Below are 22,669 nucleotides of genomic sequence, written 5' to 3'. Positions count from 1 at the left end.
CATGGTTTTTCAGTACTCCAGCTAACTCATGGCGGCACTGTGGGCGCCGAGTTACCGGCCCACAAAGGATCTCTGCCACGCGATACCGCGTGGCGGTCCTTAACCACCGCGCAGCACACCAAACATTCTCCGAACGATTAGCTGGAGCCATTCAATAGATCTCTCCATGGTCGCCAGACACGGGTCACTACCTGCATGTTTAGCGGCCGCTAATGGAGATAGCTGGACAGTGGATGAACAGAAAGCGACTCAAGGTTTGTTTAAAGCGTAATAAACAAGATATGTGCCATGAGGTGCTGCACGTAGGTATACCGATGGCCCGTCAAGATCAGAAATAACCAGTTGCGCAAAGGTGGTTGCTCATGCCATCGGCTCCGCGGCCATCAGCACCGCGACCGCAACTATGTAGTTGTGTGTGATCTTCGCCTCATCGTCTCCGAGAACACGCTCGAACCAGGCGAAATCCACACAGTGGCAGATGTTTCACCACGCTGCCGACAACACCCGGGAATGCGTCCGACGACCCCCGCGCACCGAGCGCGAGGGCCGTCCGACGAACCTCGGTCAGCCCTCGGCGAGACCGACCCGAGCGTGCACCAACCGCATCGGCCGTGGCGCGTACCAGGCGGCCCGGCCGAGCAGGCGCATCGCTACCGGCACCAGCACGCCGCGCACCAGCGTCGCGTCGATCAGAATCGCCAAACCCGCACCGAGCCCGAAGAACTGGATGAACCGGACATCGCTGGTGGTGAAGGCGAGGAAGCTGATCGAGATCAGCGCCGCGGCGGTGGTGACGAGCCTGCCGGTCCTGGCCAAGCCCTCGACGACCGCGTCACCCGCGGACACGCCAAGGTCGCGCAACTCCTTGATCCGGCTGATCACGAACACCTCGTAGTCCATCGACAGGCCGAAGGTGATGCAGAACAACAGCAGCAACATCGACACGTCCAGTGGCGCGGGTGTGAAACCGATCAGGCCGGACAAGTGGCCGTTCTGGAAGATGAACACCATCAGGCCGAGGGTCGCGGCCAGGCTCAGCACGTTCGACAGCAGGGCGCGCAGCGGCTGCACGATGCTGCCGGTGAACAGGAACAGCAGCACGAAGGTCGTCAGCACGATCCAGCCGATCGCGATGGGCAGCTTCGACCCGATCGAGGCGAGGCTGTCGCGCAGCTCGGCGGCCTGCCCGCCGACCAAGGCACTCGCCCCGGCCGGGCTCGGTACCTCGCGCACCTTGTCGACCAGCTCACGAGCGGCGCTCGAGTTGAGGTCCAGGTCGGTGAGCACGGCCAGCCGCTGCGCCTCGGGACGGGCGAACCTGGCATCGGCGGGCGAGGTCGCGGACTGCGCGCCGCGCACGAAAGTGCCCGTGCTGGAATCGACCTGGGTGACGTGCTCGACCAGCGACAGGGTGCGCGCGTAGTCCGCAAGCTGGCCTGCGGCCACCCCGGCCGTCGTGACCACCGACAGCGCGTTGGTATCGCCGCCGCCGAAATCGTCGCGCATCGCATCACCGACCTGCCGCACCTCGGCGCTGGTGGGCAGCACCCGATCGTCGGGGGTGCCGAACTGCACATTCAGCAGCGGCGCCGCGGCAAACAGCAGCACCGCAACCACCGGAACGCCTGCCAGTGCCGGCCTGCGCATCGCGAAACCGGCGACGCCTGCCCAGAACGGCGTCGCGTCACCACGGATCCCGCGGACGCCGGGCACCCGCCAGGCATCGGTGCGTGCACCGAGCACCGCGAGCAGCGCGGGCAGCACGATTACCGCGGCCAGTGCGGAGATGCCCACGACACCGATCCCGCCGTAGGCGAACGAGCGCAGGAAGTACTGCGGGAAGATCACCAGGGCCGAGAGTGCCGCGACCACCGTCGCCGCGCTGAAAACGATGGTGTGGCCTGCCGTCGACACCGCGGCGACCACCGCATCGGACGGCTCCGCGCCTGCCGCGCGCCGTTCCCGGAATCGGCTGACCATCAGCAACCCGTAGTCGACCGCGAGCCCGAGTCCGAGGCCGGTGGTGAGGTTCACCGCGTAGATCGACACATCGGTGACCGAGCCCAGGATCGCGAGTTCGGTGAAGGTACCCAGAATGGCGATCCCGCCGACGACCAGGGTGAGCAGCGCGGCGATCACATTGCCGAAGGCGAGCACCAGCAGTGCCAGGATCAACGGCACCGCAACGGCTTCCGCGAGACCGAGATCCTTGCCGATCTGTTCGGTGATCGAATGGAAGATCGCGGAGCTGCCGCCGATGCGAATCTGCGCGACCGGGCCGTCGGCACGGTAATCCTCGACGATCGCCTCGGCGTCCTTCTCCTTGTCGGCGGCGGCCTTGGCCGAACTGCCCGCAAGGATGACGGCCGCGGTTCCGTCGGCGGACCGCATCGCAGGCGATCCGGTCTCCCAATACGAGACGACATTGGTGAGCCTGCTGTCGGCCGCGAGTCGGTGCACCAGGTCCCGGCCGAGATCGGCGACACCGGTGTCGTCGACGGTGCCGGTTTTCGCGCCGATCAGGAAGACGTAGTCGGTGTCCGCACCGAACTTGTCCGCCAATCGGCTCGTTGCGGCGCTGGACTGCGCGTGCGGATCCTCCTGCCCTCCTGGCTGCATTTTGCTGAACGCGGTTGCGCCGACCACCCCGCCCGCGAGCAGCGCGAATACGCCGACGACGAGTATCCAGCGGGCGTGGCGGACGATGAATCTGCCGAGTGTTTCGAACATTTCGGGCTCCCCGATCGAGAATGTTTACAGTCGCAAACTTGATGGGTGTTAACTTGCCATGAGATGTGTGTAGGTGTCAACATCGAAAGGATGACGAACTCGGAATCAGCGACCAAGCGCGGCCACCGCGAAGGCCCGTACCACCACGGCGACCTGCGCAACGCGCTCGTGCGCGCCGCCGCCGAGCTCGCGGAAACCGGCGGGCCGGAGGCGGTGACCGTGCGCGCGGCCGCCCGGCTGGTCGGTGTCACGCCGACCGCGGCCTATCGCCACTTCACCAATCACGAACAACTGCTCGGCGCCGCGCAGGCCGAGGCGCAGCAGAGCCTGTTCGGGGCGATGTCTGCCGGTGTGGAATCCCTTGGCCCCGAGGCGCACGCGATCTTGCGCCTGAATGCGGTCGGCCGCGGGTATATCGCCTTCGCCAGAGCGGAACCCGGGCTGTTCCGCACCGCCTTCTGCGAAACCGGCCCCGTCGACGGAGCACCGGAAGACTCGCCTGCGTTGAACCTGTTGTCCGCAGTGCTCGACGAGCTCGTCGAGATCGGCTACATGGACCCGGCACACCGCCCCGACGCCGAAATCGCGGCCTGGGCAATGGTGCACGGACTTGCCGCACTGATGGTCGAAGGACCCATCCGCGGCCTGGACGACGCCGCACGAGAACAGGCCATCACCCACACCCTCGCCGTCATCCAGCGCGGACTCGCCACCGGCCCGAACGCCTTCGACTGATCCCCTTCACGATCGGGTATCGCAGCGAGCTCGAAGGCCGGCGGGCCGGGCTGCTGCGAAATCTCCTATCGCACAGGCTGTGCAGACTCGGCACTGCACGGCCTGTGCAGACTCGTGACGCCCGGTGCGCGGCCGAACGTCACTGCCGCGCATTCGAGCCCACAATCTGGGCGTGCTATCCACAAGCACTGCACTGAGCGGTCCACACACTCGACAACCACTCACAGGTGTCACGCAGGTATGCACAGGGCCTGTGGAAAGTCTCGATCATCAGTCGAGACCAAAAGTGTTGTGCCGCACTATCCACAGGCACTTCCACCGAGAGCTATGCACCGGGCGCCGGCCGCGGATCCCCAGCATCGAATGGCCGTGCAGCGGCGTGTCAACGAATGCGCAGTATCCCGGTGATCGTGCCCTGCAGGACCTCACCACCATGGGTGACCAGCGGCGATGTCTGTAGTGGGTCGTCGACGACGGTGCCGGGCAGCGGCCTGCTCGAGGTGACGGAGCCGGTGTCCGGATCGATGACTGTGAAGGCGTAACCGTCCAGCGGCGTCGTGGTGTCGAGACCGATTCGCATCACTGTGTATATCGCACTGTCGACTGTGGATAGATGTGGAACGGCGGCGCTGCGCACCGTGCTCTCCCAGACCGTGTGGCACCCCGCGTCGTCGACGTCGACGCGAGTCATACCGCCGATGAACGGCGCGGTGGCCGGAACCGCCTGGCCCGCCCCCTCGGGGACAGCGGGATACGGATAGCCGTAGGTGCTGGCGACGAACAGTGAGCGGCTGATGCCGATCGGTGAATTCTCGCTGCCCGCACCGCCCTTCGTGAGCACCGGCTGCGTGCACACCAACTGGCCGCTGCCCGAACGGAAGACCAGCGCATTGACCCGGCCGTCGGCGTTGTCCACAATCGTCAGGTAATCGGCGCCGGTGTTCGGACCGAAATAGGTAGGCGTGGAACCGGTTCCCCAGCTGAGCTGGCCGGGCTTGCGCGCCCGGCCGCGATCGTAAGGCGCACGCCAGAGCACCTCGGGTCGTCCCGCCGCGGCCCGCAATTCATAGAGGGCGTGCGTGGTCGCGACGGCGATGCGCCCGCTCGGTGCCGCGGAAATGCTGTTGGCGACCTGCTCGCCCGCGGGCAGCGCGACGACCGCCGCCCGGCCCGTGGGCGCAACCAGTCCGACCAGGCCCTTGCCGGTCGCAAACCAGACATTGCCGGACCAATCCGGAACGAGCCCGGTGACGTTGTCGCTGACCGGAATTGCCGAGGAGAGATCGGTCGACGACTCGACCGCGAGCTGCCACCCGCCTGCCGCATCGCGGGTGTGGGCGACGCGCAGCAACGTGCGGTTCCCGTCCACGACCACCAGCCGGTCGGCGTTGTCCAGATAGGCGTATACGCCGCCGAGCAGACTGCCCTTGGTCAAGGTGAGCGAAGCCAGCGAGGCACCGAGTGGCGCACCACCGGCCGGATCGAGCAGGTGTAGGACCGGAGCTTGTCCCGCGATCGCGGTGCACAGCGCGACCACGAGTCCGTCCGAGCCCTGCAGCAGCGTCGGACACGCCGCCGCAAGCGGATAAACGCCCACCGACACGTTGCCGGGCCCAGGGCCTGCCAAAGGTGTGGCGTCCGACGAGCCGGCGTCACCGTGCATGGTCGCGGTGCCGAGCGGCCCGAGATGCGGGTTGGGCGGCGCCAGCGGACCCCACTGCCCCGCCGCGTCGGCGGTGTTCGCGGGCACGAGCGCTAATGCGCAGGCGGCCAGGAGAATCAGCGGTGATCGCATCCGGTCATCCTTCCGTTCCACAGCGTGGCCTTCGATCGAATCCGATCCGGCGTGGCAGCAACAGTATTCGAAACGCCGACGATCCAAATAGCGCCGCGGCGGTGGCTACGATGGCGCCATGACTGGAGTCCGCGCGCGACTGCTGTCCACCCTCGCCGGTCAGCTCGGCAATCCACACGGCGTGCTCGGCAAGGGCGTCGCCTTCATCCTCAACCGCGGTAACCGCCGTGCCATCGCCGGTGCGATCGACACCGCGGCGATCACGCCGGGCAGCACCATCGCGGACATCGGCTTCGGCGGCGGAGCAGGGCTCTCGTTGCTGCTGGAACGGGTCGGCGCCATGGGAACCGTGCACGGTATCGAGATCTCCGACGACATGCTGACGCGTCCGTTACGCACCACGAGCTGCCCAACCCGCCGATCCCACACCCCCTTTTGGTCCGCCACGTCCACGTAGGGACTACATCAAAGCCCCGCCGTCGATGCGGATCTCGGTCCCGGTCATGTAGCGGCCGTCATCGGAGGCGACCATGGCGACCACGCCCGCAATATCGTCCGGGGTCCCGAGCGCGCCACCGTTGAGCCAGCCGGTCAACCTCGCGAACAGACTCGGGTCGAAACCCTCCGGCTGATCCCGAATGGATTTCGTGGTGATACCGCTGGTGATGCCCGCGGGCACGATATTGACAGCGCGCAGACCCTGCTTGGCGTACTCCAGCGCGATGGCGTGGGTGAATGCATTGACTCCGCCCTTGGATGCGGCGTAGGCAGCAAGGTAGGGCGCGGCGCTGAAGGCCGCAGTAGAGGACAGATTCACGACGACGCCGTGCCCGGTTTCCACGAGCGCGGGCAGCGCGCTCTGGGTCATCAGGAAGGTTCCGGTGAGGTTCACCGAGATCACCTGATTCCACACGTCCAACGGCATTTCATCGGTGCGGGCGGGCCGCAGGATGCCCGCGGCGTTCACCAGCACATCGAGACCACCGAGAAATTCGAGCGCCGAGCCCGTCGCGGTGCGCACCGACTCGGGATCGGCGACGTTCACCTGCACGGTCCGCAGCCGGTCGGCGGCATCGCCCGCCTTCGCCGCGGTGGCCTCCAGGCCGGGCTGGTCGATGTCGGCGGCGACCAGCTGCGCCCCCTCGTCGAGCAGCCGCAGGGCAATGCCCTGACCGATGCCCGATCCCGCTCCGGTGACCAATACTCGGCGGCCCTCGTATCTACGCATGCCAAAAATTAGAACAGGTTCTCATAGAGAGTCAATATGTTCGCGCTGCGCATTTCGATGCACAGAACTGCAACACGTTCTAGCCTGGGCTCATGTCGTCGGAAACCCGCGATGCATTCCAACCCGCCATGCTCGGGCCGGTCCAGCTGCGCAACCGCATCATCAAGGCCGCGACGTTCGAGGGACGCACACCGGACGCGCTGGTCACCGACGATCTCATCGAGTTTCACCGCAGAGTCGCCGCGGGCGGCGCGGCACTGACCACCGTCGCCTACTGCGCTGTGGCGCCGGAGGGCCGCACCGATCGTCATCAGATCTGGATGCGCACCGACGCCGTGCCCGGACTGCAACGACTCACCGACGCGGTACACGCCGAGGGCGGTGCGGTCTCCGCACAGCTCGGCCACGCGGGCCCGGTCGCCAACGCGGCTTCCAACCGCGCACCGGCGCTGGCGCCCAGCAGACAGCTCAGCCCCATCAGCATGCGCGTCACGCACGCGGCGACCGAGTCCGATATCCGGCGCATCATCGCCGCACACGCCGAGTCCGCGAGGCTCGCGGTGCGCGCCGGATTCGACGCCGTGGAGCTACATTTCGGCCACAACTATCTGATCAGCGCCTTCCTCAGCCCGGCGCTGAACAAACGCTCCGACTCCTACGGCGGCACCCTGGTCAACCGTGCGCGCCTGGCCAGGCAGACCGCCGAGGCGGTGCGCAACGAAGTCGGCAGCGAGATCGCGGTGCTCGCGAAGTTCAATATGGACGACGGCGTGCGCGGCGGGTTCGGCATCGAGGAAAGCCGCACCGTCGCACAGTGGCTGGCCGAGGACGGAAACCTCGACGCTCTCGAACTCACCGTCGGCAGCTCGCTGCGCAATCCCATGTACCTGTTCCGCGGCGACGTCCCCTTGCGCGAGTTCGCCGCCCAATTCCCGCAACCGCAGCGCTTGGGAATTCGCCTGCTCGGGCGGAAATTCCTGCGCACCTATCCCTACCGCGACGCCTACCTGCTCGACGAGGCGGCACGCTTCCGCGCCGACCTCGACCTCCCACTGATCCTGCTCGGCGGCATCGCCTCCCGCGCGGCGATCGACACCGCCATGGCACACGGTTTCGACTTCGTCGCCATGGCGCGCGCACTGCTCTACGACCCTGAACTGATCAATCGGATGCGTGCCGACGAGATATCGGTCTCGCCGTGTACGCACTGCAACCAGTGCATGCCGACGATCTATCAGGGCACTCGCTGCGTGCTGACCACCCCGGCGGCCGATCCCGCACACACCGCGTAACCAGCACCCAAAGCCGTGTCAGCGCGCTGTCAGCGCCGGTCGGCATCGTCCCTCTCATCGACAACGCCACTGCGGTTCATCGCCACAGTGACAGCACATCCGATGAGGAGAACAAATCATGTACGTCTTCGCCGCCGTCTTGCAGCTGCTGATCGCCCTCGCCTTCGTGAGCATCCCGCTGGTGCGCCACCGCTACGGCGCCGCCGCGAAAACCGCCGCCGAGGCGGAACTGCAGCGGCAGGGCATTCCCGCGTCGGTGCTGAAGGAGAACAACCTCAGCTTCGACGCCAGCGGCCACGAGACGATCGTCCCCGCGACCGTCGCCCTGATCATGACGGTCCTCGCCGCCCTCCAGCTGACCGGCAACCACTGGGGCCAGCCCCTGTCCTGGATCTTCCAGCCGCTGGTGCTCATCGGCAACGTGCTCATCATCTACAGCAATCTGACCGCCGCGAAGTCCGTTCAGGCCGCTTTCGCTCGCAAGGGCGACCCGATGCTGACGCGCATCGACGCGGCCGCCCTGCTGAAGGCCGCGGAAAGCGGCTTCCCGCGCTGGGTGATGCCCATCCTGCAGAACGTGCGGCACGCGGTCGTGATGGGTGGCTCGATCCTCATCCTCATCCTCATCGCACTCGTCGTCGCCTGAGACCCCAGTTCCCAGTATCGGGACAGGTGAATATACGAAAACCGCGGCGGCTCGGTCCCATTGGACCGGGCCTCGCGCGCTGTGGGCGGACGCTCGGCAGCCGCCACGACCGCATGGGCCGGTGTGGCCACCTCGGCTGGTGCGATCGAGAGCTGGCGGTCCGCCGGCAATTCGTCGGCGCGCTCGATGAACGGGTGCCGGCGGCCACCGACGAGCTGCGAACGCCGTTGCCGAAACGCGGAGCTTCGCCGAACTCACTTCGTGTACTGCGAATCGTCCCGACCGCGCGGGCGCGCATTCGAACTCGGACGGGTGGCCCGAGCAAATATCGATAGGTGTCCGGCACCAGCTTTGGGACGTGAATTTCCGGTCCCGCGGGCGCGCTGAACGACCGTTCAACTCCCGTTGCGAGAGTACCGACCGGTCATTAGGTTCTTTCCATGAGTTCAGATTTTCCGCGCTTGCTGTCACCGCTCCAGCTGGGGCGTGTCACGCTGCGCAATCGCGTGGTGATGGGTTCGATGCACACCAACCTGGAAGACCGGGATTGGCACATCGACCGGCTGGCCGCGTTTTTCGCCGAACGGGCCCGCGGCGGGGTGGGTCTGATCGTCACCGGTGGGTACTCCCCTAGTCGCGAGGGCTGGCTGTGGCCGTTCGCCTGCGCGATGCTCACCGAGGCCGACGCCGAACGCCACCAGGTCATCACCACGGCGGTGCACGAGGCGGGAGCCAAGATCGCGCTGCAGATCATCCACGGTGGCCGCGATTCGAACATTCCCGGTAATGTCGCGCCCTCGGCCGTGGCGTCGCCGCTCGTCGCGTTCGAGCCGAAGGCTTTCTCCGAGGCGGGCATCGAATCGACGATCGCCGACCATGTGCGCTGCGCGGAGCTGGCGAGAACGGCCGGATACGACGGCATCGAGTTGATGGGTGGCGAGGGCTTCCTGATCAACCAGTTCCTCGCGCCGCGCACCAACATTCGCACCGACGATTGGGGCGGCTCGGCAGCCAACCGACGGCGATTCCCGGTCGAAATCGCCAGACGAACCCGGGCCGCGCTCGGCGAGGACTTCCTCATCATGTTCCGAATGTCCTTGGCCGACTTCGTCGAAGACGGACAGACCTTCGAGGAGATCATCGCCCTGGCGAAGGAACTGGAATCCGCCGGCGTGGACATCATCAACACCGATATCGGCTGGCACGAGTCGCGCGTGCCGACCATCGTCACCTCGGTGCCGCGGGCCGCGTTCGTCGGATACACCGCCAAACTCAAGGCGCACGTGTCGATCCCGGTGTGTGCGTCGAATCGGATCAATATGCCCGAGGTCGCCGAGGAGATCCTGGAGCGCGGCGACGCGGACCTCATCTCGCTGGCCCGTCCACTGCTGGCCGACCCGGAATGGGTGAACAAGGCCGCCGAATCCCGCGTGGACGAGATCAATACCTGTATCGCGTGCAACCAAGCCTGTCTGGACCACACCTTCACTCGCCAAACCGTTTCCTGCCTGGTGAATCCGCGCGCCTGCCATGAAACGCTGCTGCAGCTGCTGCCCACCAAGCACGCCAAACGCGTCGCCGTCGTCGGCGCGGGCCCGGCGGGCCTGTCGGCGGCCATCGGGCTGGCCGAGCGGGGTCACCACGTCGAACTGTTCGAAGCATCGGACAAGATCGGCGGCCAGTTCGACCTGGCTCGTCGCATCCCGGGCAAGGAGGAGTTCAACGAGTCGATCAGGTACTTTCGCCGAAAGCTCGAAGTCTCCGGCGTCACCCTGCATTTGAACGTACAGGCCACCGCCGAGCAGCTTGCCGAGGGCAACTGGGACGAGCTCGTCCTAGCGACCGGGGTGCGTCCGCGCGTTCCCGATATCCCAGGAATCGACCACCCGATGGTGCTGTCCTACCCGGAGCTGATCCGCGAAGAGCGATCCGTCGGCCATCGCGTCGCCGTCGTCGGTGCGGGCGGGATCGGTTTCGATGTCAGCGAATTCCTGACAGTCGACGGCCCCGCCGCGCAGAAGCTCGAGGAGTGGCAGGCGGAGTGGGGCGTCACCGAGGACGATCAGGCTCCAGGCCAGTTGACCACGCCGACGCCATCCCCCGCCCTCAGGAAAGTGACACTGCTGCAACGCAAGACCGGCCCGTTCGGCACCACCCTCGGCAAGACGACCGGCTGGATCCATCGCGCCACCCTGGACGGCAAGGGGGTCGAGCAGATCGGCGGAGTCAACTATGAGCGGATCGACGATCGCGGTCTGCACATCAGCTTCGGCCCGAACCGAGAAGCTCGGCGCGTGATCGACGTCGACAACGTGATCGTGTGCGCAGGCCAGGAGTCGGTTCGAGATCTGCGCGACGAGCTCGAAACGCTCGGTGTGCGGGTGCATCTCATCGGCGGCGCCGACGAGGCCGGTGAACTGGACGCCAAGCGGGCAATCGAGCAAGGTACCCGCCTGGCGGCCACGATCTGAACTCCGCAATCGCAGCGGTCGGGTGACCGAGGGGCGAATTGGCCCGGGCACCCGACCGCTGACGTCTCAGCCTCCCAACCGAACGAAATTGGCAGTCGCTGTCACATAGATCTTGTCGTCGTCGTCGACAAGACGTGCTTCGGCGGCGGCCGTCGTCCGGCCGACATGCACGGTCTGCGCGATCGCGCGCAGCGTTGCCTGATCGTGCGAGACTCTGCGCAGGAAGTTCGTATTCATGCTGGTGGTGGTGACCATGGACTTGTCGTCCATGGACAGTTGAACCGCCCCCCACATCGCCACGTCGAGGACGGCGCCGAGCACCCCGCCGCCGACCACGCCGAGGAAGTTCACGTGCCGCTCGTCGGGCCCGAGACTCAAGACCATCCGCCCCGGCTCGGCGTCCACGACCGCGATGTTGAGCAGCTTGGACAGCGGCGGCTGGGGTAGGTCGCCGGACCGCAGACGCTGCACCAGTTCATCGCGCGACAGCTGCAGCAGGCCGAGCACGGCCTGAGCCGGATCATCCCACTCCAGTTGCAACCTCCGCACGCCGTCGGACGTTTCGATGGCCGCCAAATCGTTGCTCGTCATGAGCGTTCCTTACTGAGAGGTGATCTGCTGATCGATGAGCGCGAAGAGTTCATCGACACTCGCCGCTTCGACGGCGTCGCGGTCACTGCGCGTGGTGGATTCGGGTTCCTGTAGTGCTTCGGCCAACGTCGCGCGGATTCGCTCGGCAAGGCGCTCCTTCTCCCCCGCCGACGTCATGGTCGCCAACAAGGTTCGGAGGGAGGCGATCTGGTCGTCGAGCGCGGAAGTAGTCGAGACGGCTTCCAACCGCGAGCGCAAGAACTTCGCCACGGCGGTGGCGGTCGGGTAATCGAACACCAGCGTCGTCGGCAGTTTCATGCCCGCCGACTCGGCGAGGCGATTGCGCAGCTCGACACCGCCGAGCGAATCGAATCCCAGTTCATTGAAGGGAGTCTCGGGATCGATCGCCGCAGCCGACGGGTATCCGAGTACCGCCGCGACGGTTTCTCGCACGAACCCCAGTACCAGCGCGTCCCGTTCGTCCTCCGGCGCTGCGGCAAGCCGTTGCGCCAGTTGACCACCGGTCGCGCCGCCGCTCGTCGCGCGCCGCACTCTGGCGGGTGCCGACACCAGAGCACTGAGCACATCGGGCAGCAGTCCGGCGCGAGCCTGCGCTGAGAGCGTGGGCTTGTCGAACTCGACACCGGCGACCATTGCCTCGTCCATGGCGACGGCGGCGTCGAGCAGCGCGGTCCCGTCGTCGTCGCTGATCACCTTCACGCCGAATCGCTCCAGCCGTGCCACGGCGGCCCGGTCCATGGTGCCCGTCATGCCCGTGTCCTGGTTCCACGGTCCCCAGGCCACCGACAACCCGGGCAGGCCCGCGGCGCGGCGGGTGCGCGCGAGCCCATCGAGGAACGAGTTCGCCGCCGCGTAGTTGCCTTGTCCCGGTGAACCGAGCACCGCGGCGAGCGAGGAGAACACGATGAACGCCGCCAAGTTGTGCTCTCGGGTGAGCTCGTCCAGATGCAGCGCGCCGTCGACCTTGGGCGTGAGCACCCGATCGAACTGTTGCGCGGTCAGCGTGGCGATCGTGGCGTCGTCGAGCACGCCGGCGGAGTGGATCACTGCGGTCAACGGGTGCTCGGTCCCGATCGAATCGAGCACCGCCGCCACACTCGCCCGATCACCGACATCGCAGGCGGCGACGCGCGCTCGGGCTCCTAGTCGTGCCAGCTCGGCAATCAGCTCCGCGACGCCGGCGGCTTGTTCGCCCCGGCGCGACACCAGCAGCAGGTGTTCGACGCCGTGCACGAGGGCAAGATGCCGAGCCGTCACCGCGCCGATACCACTGGTGCCGCCGGTGATCAGCACGGTGCCGGCACCGAAGGCGCCCTTGTCGAGCGAACCGGTGTTGTCGGCAACTGCGCCGCTCGCCAGCCTCGGCACGAACATCCGGGAGTCACGGACCGCCACCTGAGCCTGATCCGACTCGATCACGCCGCGCACCAGATCGGCGTGCAGGTCGCCGTCGTGGTCGAGCAGCACAATCCGGCCGGGATATTCGGATTGGGCGCTGCGGACCAGACCGATTACCGCGGCGGCCGCCAGATCCACCGGCTCACCCGGCAGACCCGCCGCACGATGGGTCGCCACCACGAGCCGGGTTTCGGTCAGTTGCTCGATCGACAGCCACGAACGCAATGCATCCCAGGCCGTGTGGACCGACTGCCGAATCGCCGCGGCGCGCTCAGCGGAGGTGGCTTCGACATCGGCGACCCTGGCGGAATCCCCGACGATAGACCACACGACAAAGTCCGGAAGCTCCTCGGCCGCAACCACTTCCGCGACATCGGTGTAGTGATGGTCGATGCCGGGAACGCGCATCGAACCCAAGGTGGCCGACAGCCCGGAAGACGACGCAGCAGCCAGCCTCGACTCGGTCCATCGCAGGTTCAGCGGCGACGCGCGGCGCGCCGTGCTCGCCGCGAGAACGTCCGCGTCGACGGGCCGCGCGGCGACCCCGGCGATGGTCAGCACGATCGAACCGTCATCGTCGACAGCATCGATCCGTACTTGCCCGCTGCCGTCGCGGACCACTCTGGCACGCACAGCGGCGACGCCGGAACGCCACAGTTGCACTCCGGTGAACGAGAAAGGCAGCGGTATCCGACCCGGCGGCAGCTCCTGGATAAGCTCGTCGATGGCCACATGCAGGCAGGCGTCCAGCAGCGCGGGATGAATGCCGAACGCGGCGGCCGAGTCGCTCACGGATTCGCTCAGGGAGGCTTCGGCGAAGGTCCGCTCGCCATCCGACCACATCGCGGTCACGCCCTGGAAGACCGGGCCGTAGTCGAAACCGCGCTGTGCCAGGCGGTCATAGAGCGACCCGTCGTCCGACGGCTCGGCGCCCGATGGCGGCCAGGTCCGCTCGTCCCACGTCGGGGCGACCTCGTCGGCGGCGGTCAGGACGCCGCGCGCGTGCAGCACCCACGGCGCCCCCTCGGCCGAGTCGGCTTCGGTGGCGTCGGTGGCTTCGGGACGGGAGTAGATCGCGAACGCGCGCCTGCTCTCGTCGTCGGGCGCATCGACACTCAGCTGCAGGTCGACCTCGGTGCCGCCGGCAAGCAGCAGCGGGGCCTCCAGCAGCAGTTCCTCGACGGCATCGACGTTCAGTCGCGCACCCGCGGCCAATGCCAATTCCACAAAGGCCGTCCCCGGCAGCAACGCCGAACCGAACACCGCGTGGTCGGCGATCCAGGGCTGCGTCCGCAAGGAGACTCGTCCGGAGAACAGCCACTCGTCCTTTCCTGCGAGCGGCACCGCATTCGTCAACAGCGGATGTCCGAACGAGCCTGCCGCGACGTCGTCGCTCGGCTGCAACCAGTACCGCTGGTGCTGGAACGCGTATGTCGGCAACACAATTCGGTCCGCAGCACGCCCGGCAAACAAGCGCCGCAGATCCGCAGGCATCCCCACCGCATGGGCATGCGCCAGGCACGTGACGAACCCGACCGTTTCGTCGACCTTCCGGCGGGACGACGCCAGTACTACCGACTTCGCCTCGACCTCAGGACGCTCCGCCAAACACTCACGAGCCATCGCGGTCAGCACCGCATCGGGGCCCACCTCGACGAACCTCCGCACACCGGACTCGACCAAATTGTCGACACCGGGAGCGAACCGCACACAACTGCGCACGTGCGTCACCCAGTACTCCGGATCCAGCACCTTGGCGCCTGCCCGCTCACCCGAGACGTTCGACACGATCGGCAACAGCGGCTCATGATACGTCAATCCAGCTGCCACAGAACGGAATTCGGCAAGTATCGGCTCCATCACCACCGAGTGGGACGCGTGCGAGATCCGCAGCCGCGAGTTCCTACGACCAGCGTCGGACAGCTGCCGCTGGATCTCGTCGACGGCATCCGCGAATCCCGAGAACACCACCGACTCCGGACCATTCACCGCCGCGAGCGACACCCGGTCCGCATATCCGGCCAACATCGCTTCGGCCTCGGCCTCCGAAATGGCCGCCGCATGCATCGCACCGCCGGACGGCGCCGCCCCCATCAACCGGCCACGCGCCGCGACCAACGCACACGCATCGGCAAGCGACCACACCCCCGCGACGTACGCCGCAACCAATTCACCCAGCGAATGACCCGCGACCACATCCGGTGTCACACCGAAGGATTCCAGCAAGCGGAACATCGCCACCTCGAAGGCGAACAGCGCGGGCTGCATCCACGCCATGCGATCGAGCACGCCGTCGGGATCGGTGAACATCACCTGACGCAATGAGCTCGTCGAAGGGTGACCGGATGACGCGTCGATCCCGCCCAGGTGCCGATCGAATTCGGCGCACACCTCGTCCAATGCCGCCGCGAACACCGGGAACGCCTCGTACAGCCCGGCGCCCATGCCGACCCGCTGCGCACCGCCGCCGGTGAACAGGAAAGCCGTCTCGCCCGAACCCGCAACGCCGTCGACCACACCCGGCCGCGTCGAACCCGATGCCAAAGCGGCCAGACCGGCCAACAGCTCCGCACGATCACGACCGACGACGACCCCGCGCCGATCCAGCAACGCGCGCGAGTCGAGCAACGACCGTGCCACCGCCCACTGATCCACCTCGGGACGATCGGTCAACCAGGTCAGCAACCGCTGCGCCTGACCCCGCAACCCCTCCTCCGACTTCGCCGACACCAGCAATGGCACCGCAGCGACGTCGAGGTCCGACCCGGCCGACGCATCGCCGCCGTCGGGCTCCGCCGCTGCTCGCGGCTGCTGATCGGACGGTTTCCTCGGCGCTTCCTCGAGAATCACGTGCGCGTTCGTGCCGCTGATCCCGAACGACGACACTCCCGCGCGCCGCACCCGATCGCCCGCCGGCCACTGCTGCGCGTCGGTCAGCACCTGCACCGCCCCCGCCGACCAATCCACATGCGGCGACAACTCGTCCACATGCAACGACCTCGGCAAGGTCTCGTGCCGCAAGGCCTGCACCATCTTGATCACGCCACCGACGCCCGAAGCCGCCTGTGTGTGACCGATATTGGATTTGAGCGAACCGATCCGCAGCGGCAGCTCCGGTCGATCCTGTCCATAGGCGGCGATCAACGCCTGCGCCTCGATGGGGTCGCCCAACGGCGTGCCTGTCCCATGTGTCTCCACCGCGTCCACATCCGCAGGGCGCAGGCCCGCGTTATCCAACGCCGCCGCGATCACCCGCTCCTGCGAGGGACCATTCGGCGCGGTCAAACCGTTGCTCGCCCCGTCCTGATTGATCGCGCTGCCACGCACCACCGCAAGCACGTTGTGGCCCAAACGCAGTGCATCCGACAACCGTTCCACCACCAGGACGGCCGCGCCCTCCGACCAGGCCACCCCGTCGGCCGCCGCCGAAAACGACTTGCATCGCCCGTCCGGCGCCAAACCACGCTGTCGGGAGAACTCCACGAACACCAGCGGCGTCGCCATGACCGTCGCACCGCCGACCAACGCCAGAGAGCTCTCCCCTTGGCGCAGCGACCGGCAAGCGACATGCAGCGCGACCAGCGACGATGAGCACGCCGTGTCCACTGTCATCGCAGGACCTTCCAAGCCGAGCGCATATGACACTCGTCCGGACACCACGCTGCCCGCCACGCCGGTCCCGACGTAGCCCTCGACCTCGGGCCCGGCCTTGCGCGACAAGGCCTCGTAGTCCTGGTACATCACGCCCGTGTAGACACCGGTGTCGCTGCCACGCAACGACGTCGGATCGATCCCGGCATGCTCCAACGCCTCCCACGACACCTCGAGCAGCAACCGCTGCTGCGGGTCCATCGCGATCGCCTCACGCGGGCCGATGCCGAAGAACCCCGCGTCGAAGTCGGCCACGTTCGTCAGGAACCCACCCTCCTTGGCGTAAGACGTGCCGGGGTGGTCGGGGTCGGGATGGATCAGGCGCTCGAGCGCCCAGCCGCGATCCGACGGAAACTCGCTGATGGCGTCTGTACCCGAGGACACCAGATCCCACAGCGCGTCCGGCGATTCGACACCGCCGGGATACCGGCAGGCCATGCCGACGATCGCGATCGGCTCGTCGGTCCGCGTCCGCTGCTGGGTGCGGCGCACGCTCGTTGCGGCGCCTTCGATCCGCGAGCGCACGTGCCTGGCGATCGCCGCCGACGTCGGGTAGTCGAAGGCGAGGGTCGACGGCAGCCGCAGACCCGTGGCCTTGGCGAGGCGGTTGCGGAACTCCACCACGCCGAGCGAATCGAAACCCAGTTCACTGAACGGCTTCTCGGCGTCGATCAGCTCGCCTGCGGCGTATCCGAGCACCTCGGCGACCTGATTGCGCACGAAGTCGAGCACGATCGCGTCGTGCTTGTCCGGCGACGCCGACGCCAAGCGCCCGGCCAGGTCCCCACCACCGTTGTCGGCGCGCCGCGGCGACGACACCAGCGACTGCAGCAGACCGGGCAGCAGGCCCGCGCGGGCCTGCACGGACAACGCGGCGACGTCGAAGTCGACTGCCGCGACGAACGGTGCGGCGCCACCGCAGGCCAGGTCGAACAGCGCCAGCCCGTCGGCTTGCGCCAACGGTCGAAAACCCATACGCGACAACCGGACCAGGGCAGCCGCGTCCAGTTCGGCCGTCATACCGCTGCTGGCGTTCCATGGACCCCACGCCACGGAAACGGCGGGCAGACCCGCGTTGACGCGCCGCAGCGCCAACGCGTCGAGAACGGAGTTCGCCGCAGCGTAGTTGCCCTGGCCCGCCGAACCGAGAACCGCCGCGATCGAGGAGAACACCACAAACGCCGCAAGGTCGCGGTCGAGGGTGAGCTCGTGGAGGTGCAGTGCTGCATCGACTTTCGGTGCGAGCACGCGGTCGATCTGCTCGGGCGTGAGCGTGTCGATGGTGCCGTCGTCGAGGACGCCCGCCGCGTGGATGACAGCGGTCAATGCGGGACCGTCGGAAATGCTGTCGAGCAGCGTCGCTACGGCGGCGCGGTCGCCGACGTCGCAGGCCAGCACCTTCGGTCGGGCTCCGAGCTCGGTCAGCTCGGCGACGAGTTCGGCGACGCCGTCGGCCGCTGGGCCGCGCCGCGAGACCAACACCAGGTCACGCACCCCGTGCGTCACGGCGACATGCCGGGCGACCGCAGCGCCCAAACCGCTGGTGCCGCCGGTGATCAACACCGCGCCGGAGCCGAGCGCCATGGTCGAGCCGGTGACACCGTCGCGACGGGTCAGCCGCGGCTCGAGCAGCGCACCCTCGCGCACCGCCAGCTGCGCCGCGTCGGCATCGAGGGCTGCCGCGATCAGCTCGGGTGTCACCTCGCCGTCGATAGCACTGTCCACCAGAATGATTCGACCGGGATGCTCCGATTGCGCGCTGCGCAGCAGGCCCCAGGTCGCCGCCGCCGTCAGGTCCGGATTCTCGCCGGGCAGACCGATGCCGTTGTGCGTCACGACGACAAGTCGGGACTCGGCCGCGGCGGGCAGACGCAACCACGATCGAATCATCGTCAACGCCGTATGCAGACGGCGGTGCACGGCCTCCGCCGACACCATGTCGGCCGCCACCGGCACTGCGCCGGCATCCGGAGCGACAGCACCAGCATCCGACGACGCAGCGGCGGCGTCCACGGATTCGGTGTCGGCGTCATCGACGAACCACACCACCGCGTCGATGGCCGGGTGCTGCCCCGCGTCCTCGGCATCCGGGCCGTACGCCCCGACCAGTGCCGCGACATCCGGGTAGTCCTCATCGAATCCGGATTCGGTCAGCGCACCGACCGCGACCATCCGCCGAGCCCCCGGGTCGGCCGTGACCGGCGATTCGACCGCGATCCACCGCACCTCGTAGAGCGCGTGGCGACCGACGGAAAGACCGGTGTTCACCACCTGGCTGTCGACCGGGCGCGTCTGCAGCGATTCGACCGTCGCCACGAGAATTCCCGCGTCATCGCAGAGTTCGAGCCGCACACTGTCGGCTCCGGTCCGCCGGATTCGCACCTGTACCGCCGTCGCGCCGCGACGATACAACCGCACACCGTGGAACGCGAACGGCAGCGGCGCCGTGCCGGGCCGCAGATCCGCGGACAGTTCGTCCACCGCGGCATGCAGCGCGGCGTCCAGCAGCGCCGGGTGCACGCCGAACCGCGCCGCGTCCGCACCGACCTCGGCGGGCAACTGCACATCGGCGAGCACGTCGCCGCCGTTGCGCCAGGTACGGCGCACGCCGTGGAACGCGGGTCCGTAATCGAGTCCGAGCGCGGCCAATTGGTCATACAGCGCGCCCGCAGGCGTCGCGTCCTCCGACGGCGGCTCGCGGTAGCTGCCGGACTCGGCGGCATCAATCGCACTGCCCGGCGCGAAAACGCCGTGCACGTGCGTGATTCCGCTCGCGCCCGCGGACTGTTCGTCGGCAGGCCGCGAAGCAATGACAAAACGTCGCTGCCCGTTGTCGTCGGGCGCATCGACACTGATCTGGATATCGATCTCGGTCCGGTCGTCCAAACGCAGCGGCGCCTCGAGAACCAGTTCGTCGATGATCTCGACACCCAACCGGGCACCGACCGCCAACGCCAACTCCACGAAACCGGTGCCGGGCAGCAGGACCGTGCCGAACACCGTGTGATCGGCGATCCACGTCTGTGCTGCCGTCGAAAGCCGACCGGTGAACAGCCACTCGTCAGTGCCCGCCATCGCGACCGCCGCACCGAGCATGGGGTGGTCGATGGCCATGAGACCGGCGCGACCGACGTCGCCGAGACCGTCGGTGGGCGCGAGCCAATACCGTTGACGTTGGAATGCGTAGGTCGGCAACGGAACTCGGCGCGTCGACCGGCCTGCGTACACCGAGCGCCAATCCACCTCCAGTCCGGCGGCGGTCGCGGCGGCCAGGAAGGTGGTGAACTGCGCGGCCTCGTCCGCACCGCGCCGACCGGCAGCGGTCACCACCGACCGCGCCTCGATATCGGGGTCTTCGGCAAGGCACTGGCGGGTCATCGCCGCCAGCACCGCATCAGGGCCGATCTCGAGGAACCGGCGGGCACCGGCCGCGACCAGTGCCTGGACACCCGGAGCGAAGCGGACAGCTCCCCGTACCTGACTTACCCAGTACGACGGATCGGTCAGCTCACTATCGACCACCGCGCCGGACACGTTCGACACAATCGGGACGGTGGGCATTCGGTAGGTCAAACTCTCGGCCACCGCACGGAATTCGGCCAGCATCGGTTCCATTCGTGCCGAATGGAAGGCGTGACTGACTCGCAACCTACTCGTCTTGCGACGGTGTTGAATTACGGCATTCGCTCGGCCCTGATGGTTACGCTCCGCTGCCGCCGCCGGCCTGACGCTCATACCGCTGGGGTCGCCGAGCAGTCGCTCGATCTCGTCGACGGCGTCGGCGTCGCCGGAAAGCACCACCGACGACGGACCGTTCACCGCGGCCACCGACAGTCGGTCGTGGTACTCGGCCACCAGCGCGGTCGCCTCGTCTTCGGAAACGGCGGCCGCGAGCATCGCCCCGCCCGGCGGCAACGCACCCATCAACCGTCCACGCGCAGCCACCAGCGCGCACGCGTCCGACAGCGACCAGACCCCCGCGACATACGCCGCGACGAGCTCACCGATGGAGTGCCCGAGCAGCACGTCCGGGGTCGGACCGAAAGACTCGACGAGCCGGTACAACGCCACCTCGAACGCGAACAACGCGGGCTGGGTGAACTCCGTCCGATCCAAGAGCTCCGCGCCGTCCTCGGCGAACATCACTTCCCGCAACGACAGCGCGGAGCTCATCGAGGTGTGGTGGTCGGGCGACGGGTGGGACTGCCGGAGCAGCGGATCGAATGCGGCGCACACCTCATCGAGCGCGGCCGCGAACACCGGAAACGCCGAGTACAGACCTTTGCCCATCCCGGGCTGCTGCGCGCCCTGACCGGTGAACAGAAACGCCGTCTGTCCCGAGCCGACAGACCCGCGCACCACATCGACACCCGGCGCGGCGCCGGCACCGCCGGCAAGCGCGGCCAAGCCCGCGAGCAGCTCAGTTCGGTCGCGCCCGACGACCGCACCGCGCACATCCAGATGCGCTCTGGAGGTCGCAAGGGAGAACGCGGTATCCCACACGTCGACATCGGACGCGCCGAGCATCCACTGCCGCAGCCGATCCGCCTGCGCCGCCAGCCCCGGTTCGGAACGCGCCGACACCAGCAGCGCGACAACATCCGACGCGTCGCGATGGGCAGTCGCCGTCACCGCGGCATCGCCTTGCTCCGCTGTCTCTCCGGATATCTCCTGCGCAGCGGCCGCCGGCGCCTCCTCGAGGATGAGGTGGGCGTTGGTGCCGCTGGCCCCGAAGGCCGACACGCCCGCCCGCCGGATTCGCTCGCCAGCGGGCCACGGCTGCTGCTCCTGAAGCAGTAGCACCGTGCCCGCCGACCAATCCACGTGCGGGGTCGGCTCATCCACATGCAATGTCTTCGGGAGCACACCGTGGCGCATGGCCTGGACCATCTTGATCACGCCGCCGACGCCCGCAGCGGCCGAGGTATGGCCGACATTGGACTTCAAGGACCCCAGGCGCAGCGGCTCGGCACTGCGCTGCGCACCGTAGACGCCGATCAGTGCGCTCGCCTCGATCGGGTCGCCGAGCATAGTGCCGGTGCCGTGGGCTTCCACCGCGTCGACATCGGCGGGGTCGAGACCGGCGTTGGCCAGCGCCTGCGTGATGACGCGTTCCTGGGACGGGCCGTTCGGCGCGGTCAAACCATTGCTCGCGCCATCCTGATTGACCGCGCTGCCACGCACCACCGCCAAGACGGTGTGCCCGAGACGCTGTGCGTCCGACAGCCGCTCCAGCACCAGCATCCCCAGACCTTCGGAGAAGCCGGTCCCATCGGCGGCCGCCGCGAACGCTTTGCAGCGGGCATCGGAGGACAGCGCGCGCTGCCGGGCGAACGCGATCAAGACGGACGGGTCCGACATCACCGTGACGCCGCCTGCCAGAGCGAGTGCGGCGTCACCCTGACGCAGCGCCTGGCACGCCAGGTGCAGGGCCACCAAGGACGACGAGCACGCGGTGTCGACCGAGATGGCCGGGCCCTTGAAGCCGAGGGTGTAGGCGATCCGGCCGGACAGCACGCTGTTCGAAACACCGAGGTAGACATGACCTTCCGTCTCGGCGGTGATCCCGGCCGAGCCGACGCGTGGACCATAGTTCTGATGAACGACCCCGGCGAACACCCCGGTGTCGCTGCCGCGCAACGACGCCGGGTCGATACCGGCGTCTTCCAACGCCTCCCAGGACGCCTCGAGCATCAGGCGTTGCTGTGGATCCATCGCCGCGGCCTCGCGTGGGCTGATCCCGAAGAAGGCGGGATCGAAGTCGGCCACCGAGTCGAGGAACCCGCCCTGCCGGGTGTAGATGGTGCCGGGTACATCCGGGTCCGGGTCGAACAGCCGCTCCAGGTCCCACCCCCGGTCCGACGGGTAGTCACCGACGGCGTCCACGCCGCCTTCGACAACGCGCCACAGATCCTCGGGTGACCGCACGCCACCCGGGTATCGGCAAGCCATTCCGACAATGGCGATGGGCTCACGCGACCGATCGGTGATGTCGCGCAGTTGTTGCTTGGTCTCGTACAGCTCTATCGCGGTCTTCTTGAGATACCGGCGAAGCTCGTCATTGTCGGCCATGGTGGGGCTCCTGGTCGTTTCAGTTCAGCTGAGGTTGTC

The 22,669-nt window shown here is 67.6% G+C and carries 10 protein-coding genes; 5 read left to right on the top strand and 5 right to left on the bottom strand.

Annotated features, from left to right (window positions below; genetic code table 11):
• Positions 1-564: 564 nt before the first annotated feature.
• Complete coding sequence (locus ACLMAL_RS05250) at positions 565-2,730, bottom strand: MMPL family transporter (RefSeq protein WP_411998027.1); 2,166 nt, start codon at positions 2,728-2,730, stop codon at positions 565-567.
• Positions 2,731-2,820: 90 nt separating this feature from the next.
• Here ACLMAL_RS05250 and ACLMAL_RS05245 point away from each other — a divergent pair, with 90 nt between their 5' ends.
• Positions 2,821-3,465, top strand: coding sequence for a TetR/AcrR family transcriptional regulator (locus ACLMAL_RS05245; RefSeq protein ID WP_411998026.1), 645 nt, complete (start codon positions 2,821-2,823; stop codon positions 3,463-3,465).
• A gap of 382 nt (positions 3,466-3,847) precedes the next feature.
• On the opposite strand, the gene ACLMAL_RS05240 is transcribed toward ACLMAL_RS05245, so the two are convergent.
• The gene (locus ACLMAL_RS05240; RefSeq protein WP_411998025.1) at positions 3,848-5,260 is read right to left on the bottom strand and encodes a hypothetical protein; all 1,413 of its coding nucleotides are present in this window, start codon (positions 5,258-5,260) and stop codon (positions 3,848-3,850) included.
• A gap of 118 nt (positions 5,261-5,378) precedes the next feature.
• On the opposite strand from ACLMAL_RS05240, the gene ACLMAL_RS05235 reads away from it, so the two are divergent.
• Entirely contained in the window at positions 5,379-5,717 is a 339-nt protein-coding gene (locus ACLMAL_RS05235; RefSeq protein ID WP_411998024.1) for a hypothetical protein, read from the top strand.
• A gap of 3 nt (positions 5,718-5,720) precedes the next feature.
• Here the strand turns inward: ACLMAL_RS05235 and ACLMAL_RS05230 are convergent, their stop codons facing one another.
• Positions 5,721-6,488 carry an SDR family NAD(P)-dependent oxidoreductase gene (locus ACLMAL_RS05230; protein ID WP_411998023.1) on the bottom strand — a complete coding sequence of 256 codons (768 nt, stop codon included), beginning with the start codon at positions 6,486-6,488 and terminating at the stop codon, positions 5,721-5,723.
• A 92-nt stretch (positions 6,489-6,580) separates the two neighbouring features.
• Between ACLMAL_RS05230 and ACLMAL_RS05225 the strand changes: the two genes are divergently transcribed.
• The 3 genes from ACLMAL_RS05225 to ACLMAL_RS05215 all read left to right on the top strand — a co-directional run bounded on the left by ACLMAL_RS05225 (position 6,581) and on the right by ACLMAL_RS05215 (position 10,897).
• Entirely contained in the window at positions 6,581-7,780 is a 1,200-nt protein-coding gene (locus tag ACLMAL_RS05225) for an NADH:flavin oxidoreductase (RefSeq protein ID WP_411998022.1), read from the top strand.
• A 118-nt stretch (positions 7,781-7,898) separates the two neighbouring features.
• Complete coding sequence (locus ACLMAL_RS05220) at positions 7,899-8,426, top strand: hypothetical protein (RefSeq protein ID WP_411998021.1); 528 nt, start codon at positions 7,899-7,901, stop codon at positions 8,424-8,426.
• A gap of 440 nt (positions 8,427-8,866) precedes the next feature.
• Positions 8,867-10,897, top strand: coding sequence for an FAD-dependent oxidoreductase (locus tag ACLMAL_RS05215; protein ID WP_411998020.1), 2,031 nt, complete (start codon positions 8,867-8,869; stop codon positions 10,895-10,897).
• A 66-nt stretch (positions 10,898-10,963) separates the two neighbouring features.
• Here the strand turns inward: ACLMAL_RS05215 and ACLMAL_RS05210 are convergent, their stop codons facing one another.
• Both ACLMAL_RS05210 and ACLMAL_RS05205 read right to left on the bottom strand, forming a co-directional pair.
• A complete protein-coding gene (locus ACLMAL_RS05210) occupies positions 10,964-11,488 on the bottom strand; it encodes a PaaI family thioesterase (protein ID WP_411998019.1) in 525 nt (174 codons plus the stop codon).
• A 9-nt stretch (positions 11,489-11,497) separates the two neighbouring features.
• Entirely contained in the window at positions 11,498-22,630 is an 11,133-nt protein-coding gene (locus tag ACLMAL_RS05205) for an SDR family NAD(P)-dependent oxidoreductase (protein WP_411998018.1), read from the bottom strand.
• Positions 22,631-22,669 lie beyond the last annotated feature (39 nt).

Origin of the sequence: Nocardia sp. CWNU-33, from assembly GCF_046764895.1 — a bacterium.
GTDB lineage: Bacteria > Actinomycetota > Actinomycetes > Mycobacteriales > Mycobacteriaceae > Nocardia.
This window is presented reverse-complemented; position numbering and strand designations above follow the sequence as displayed.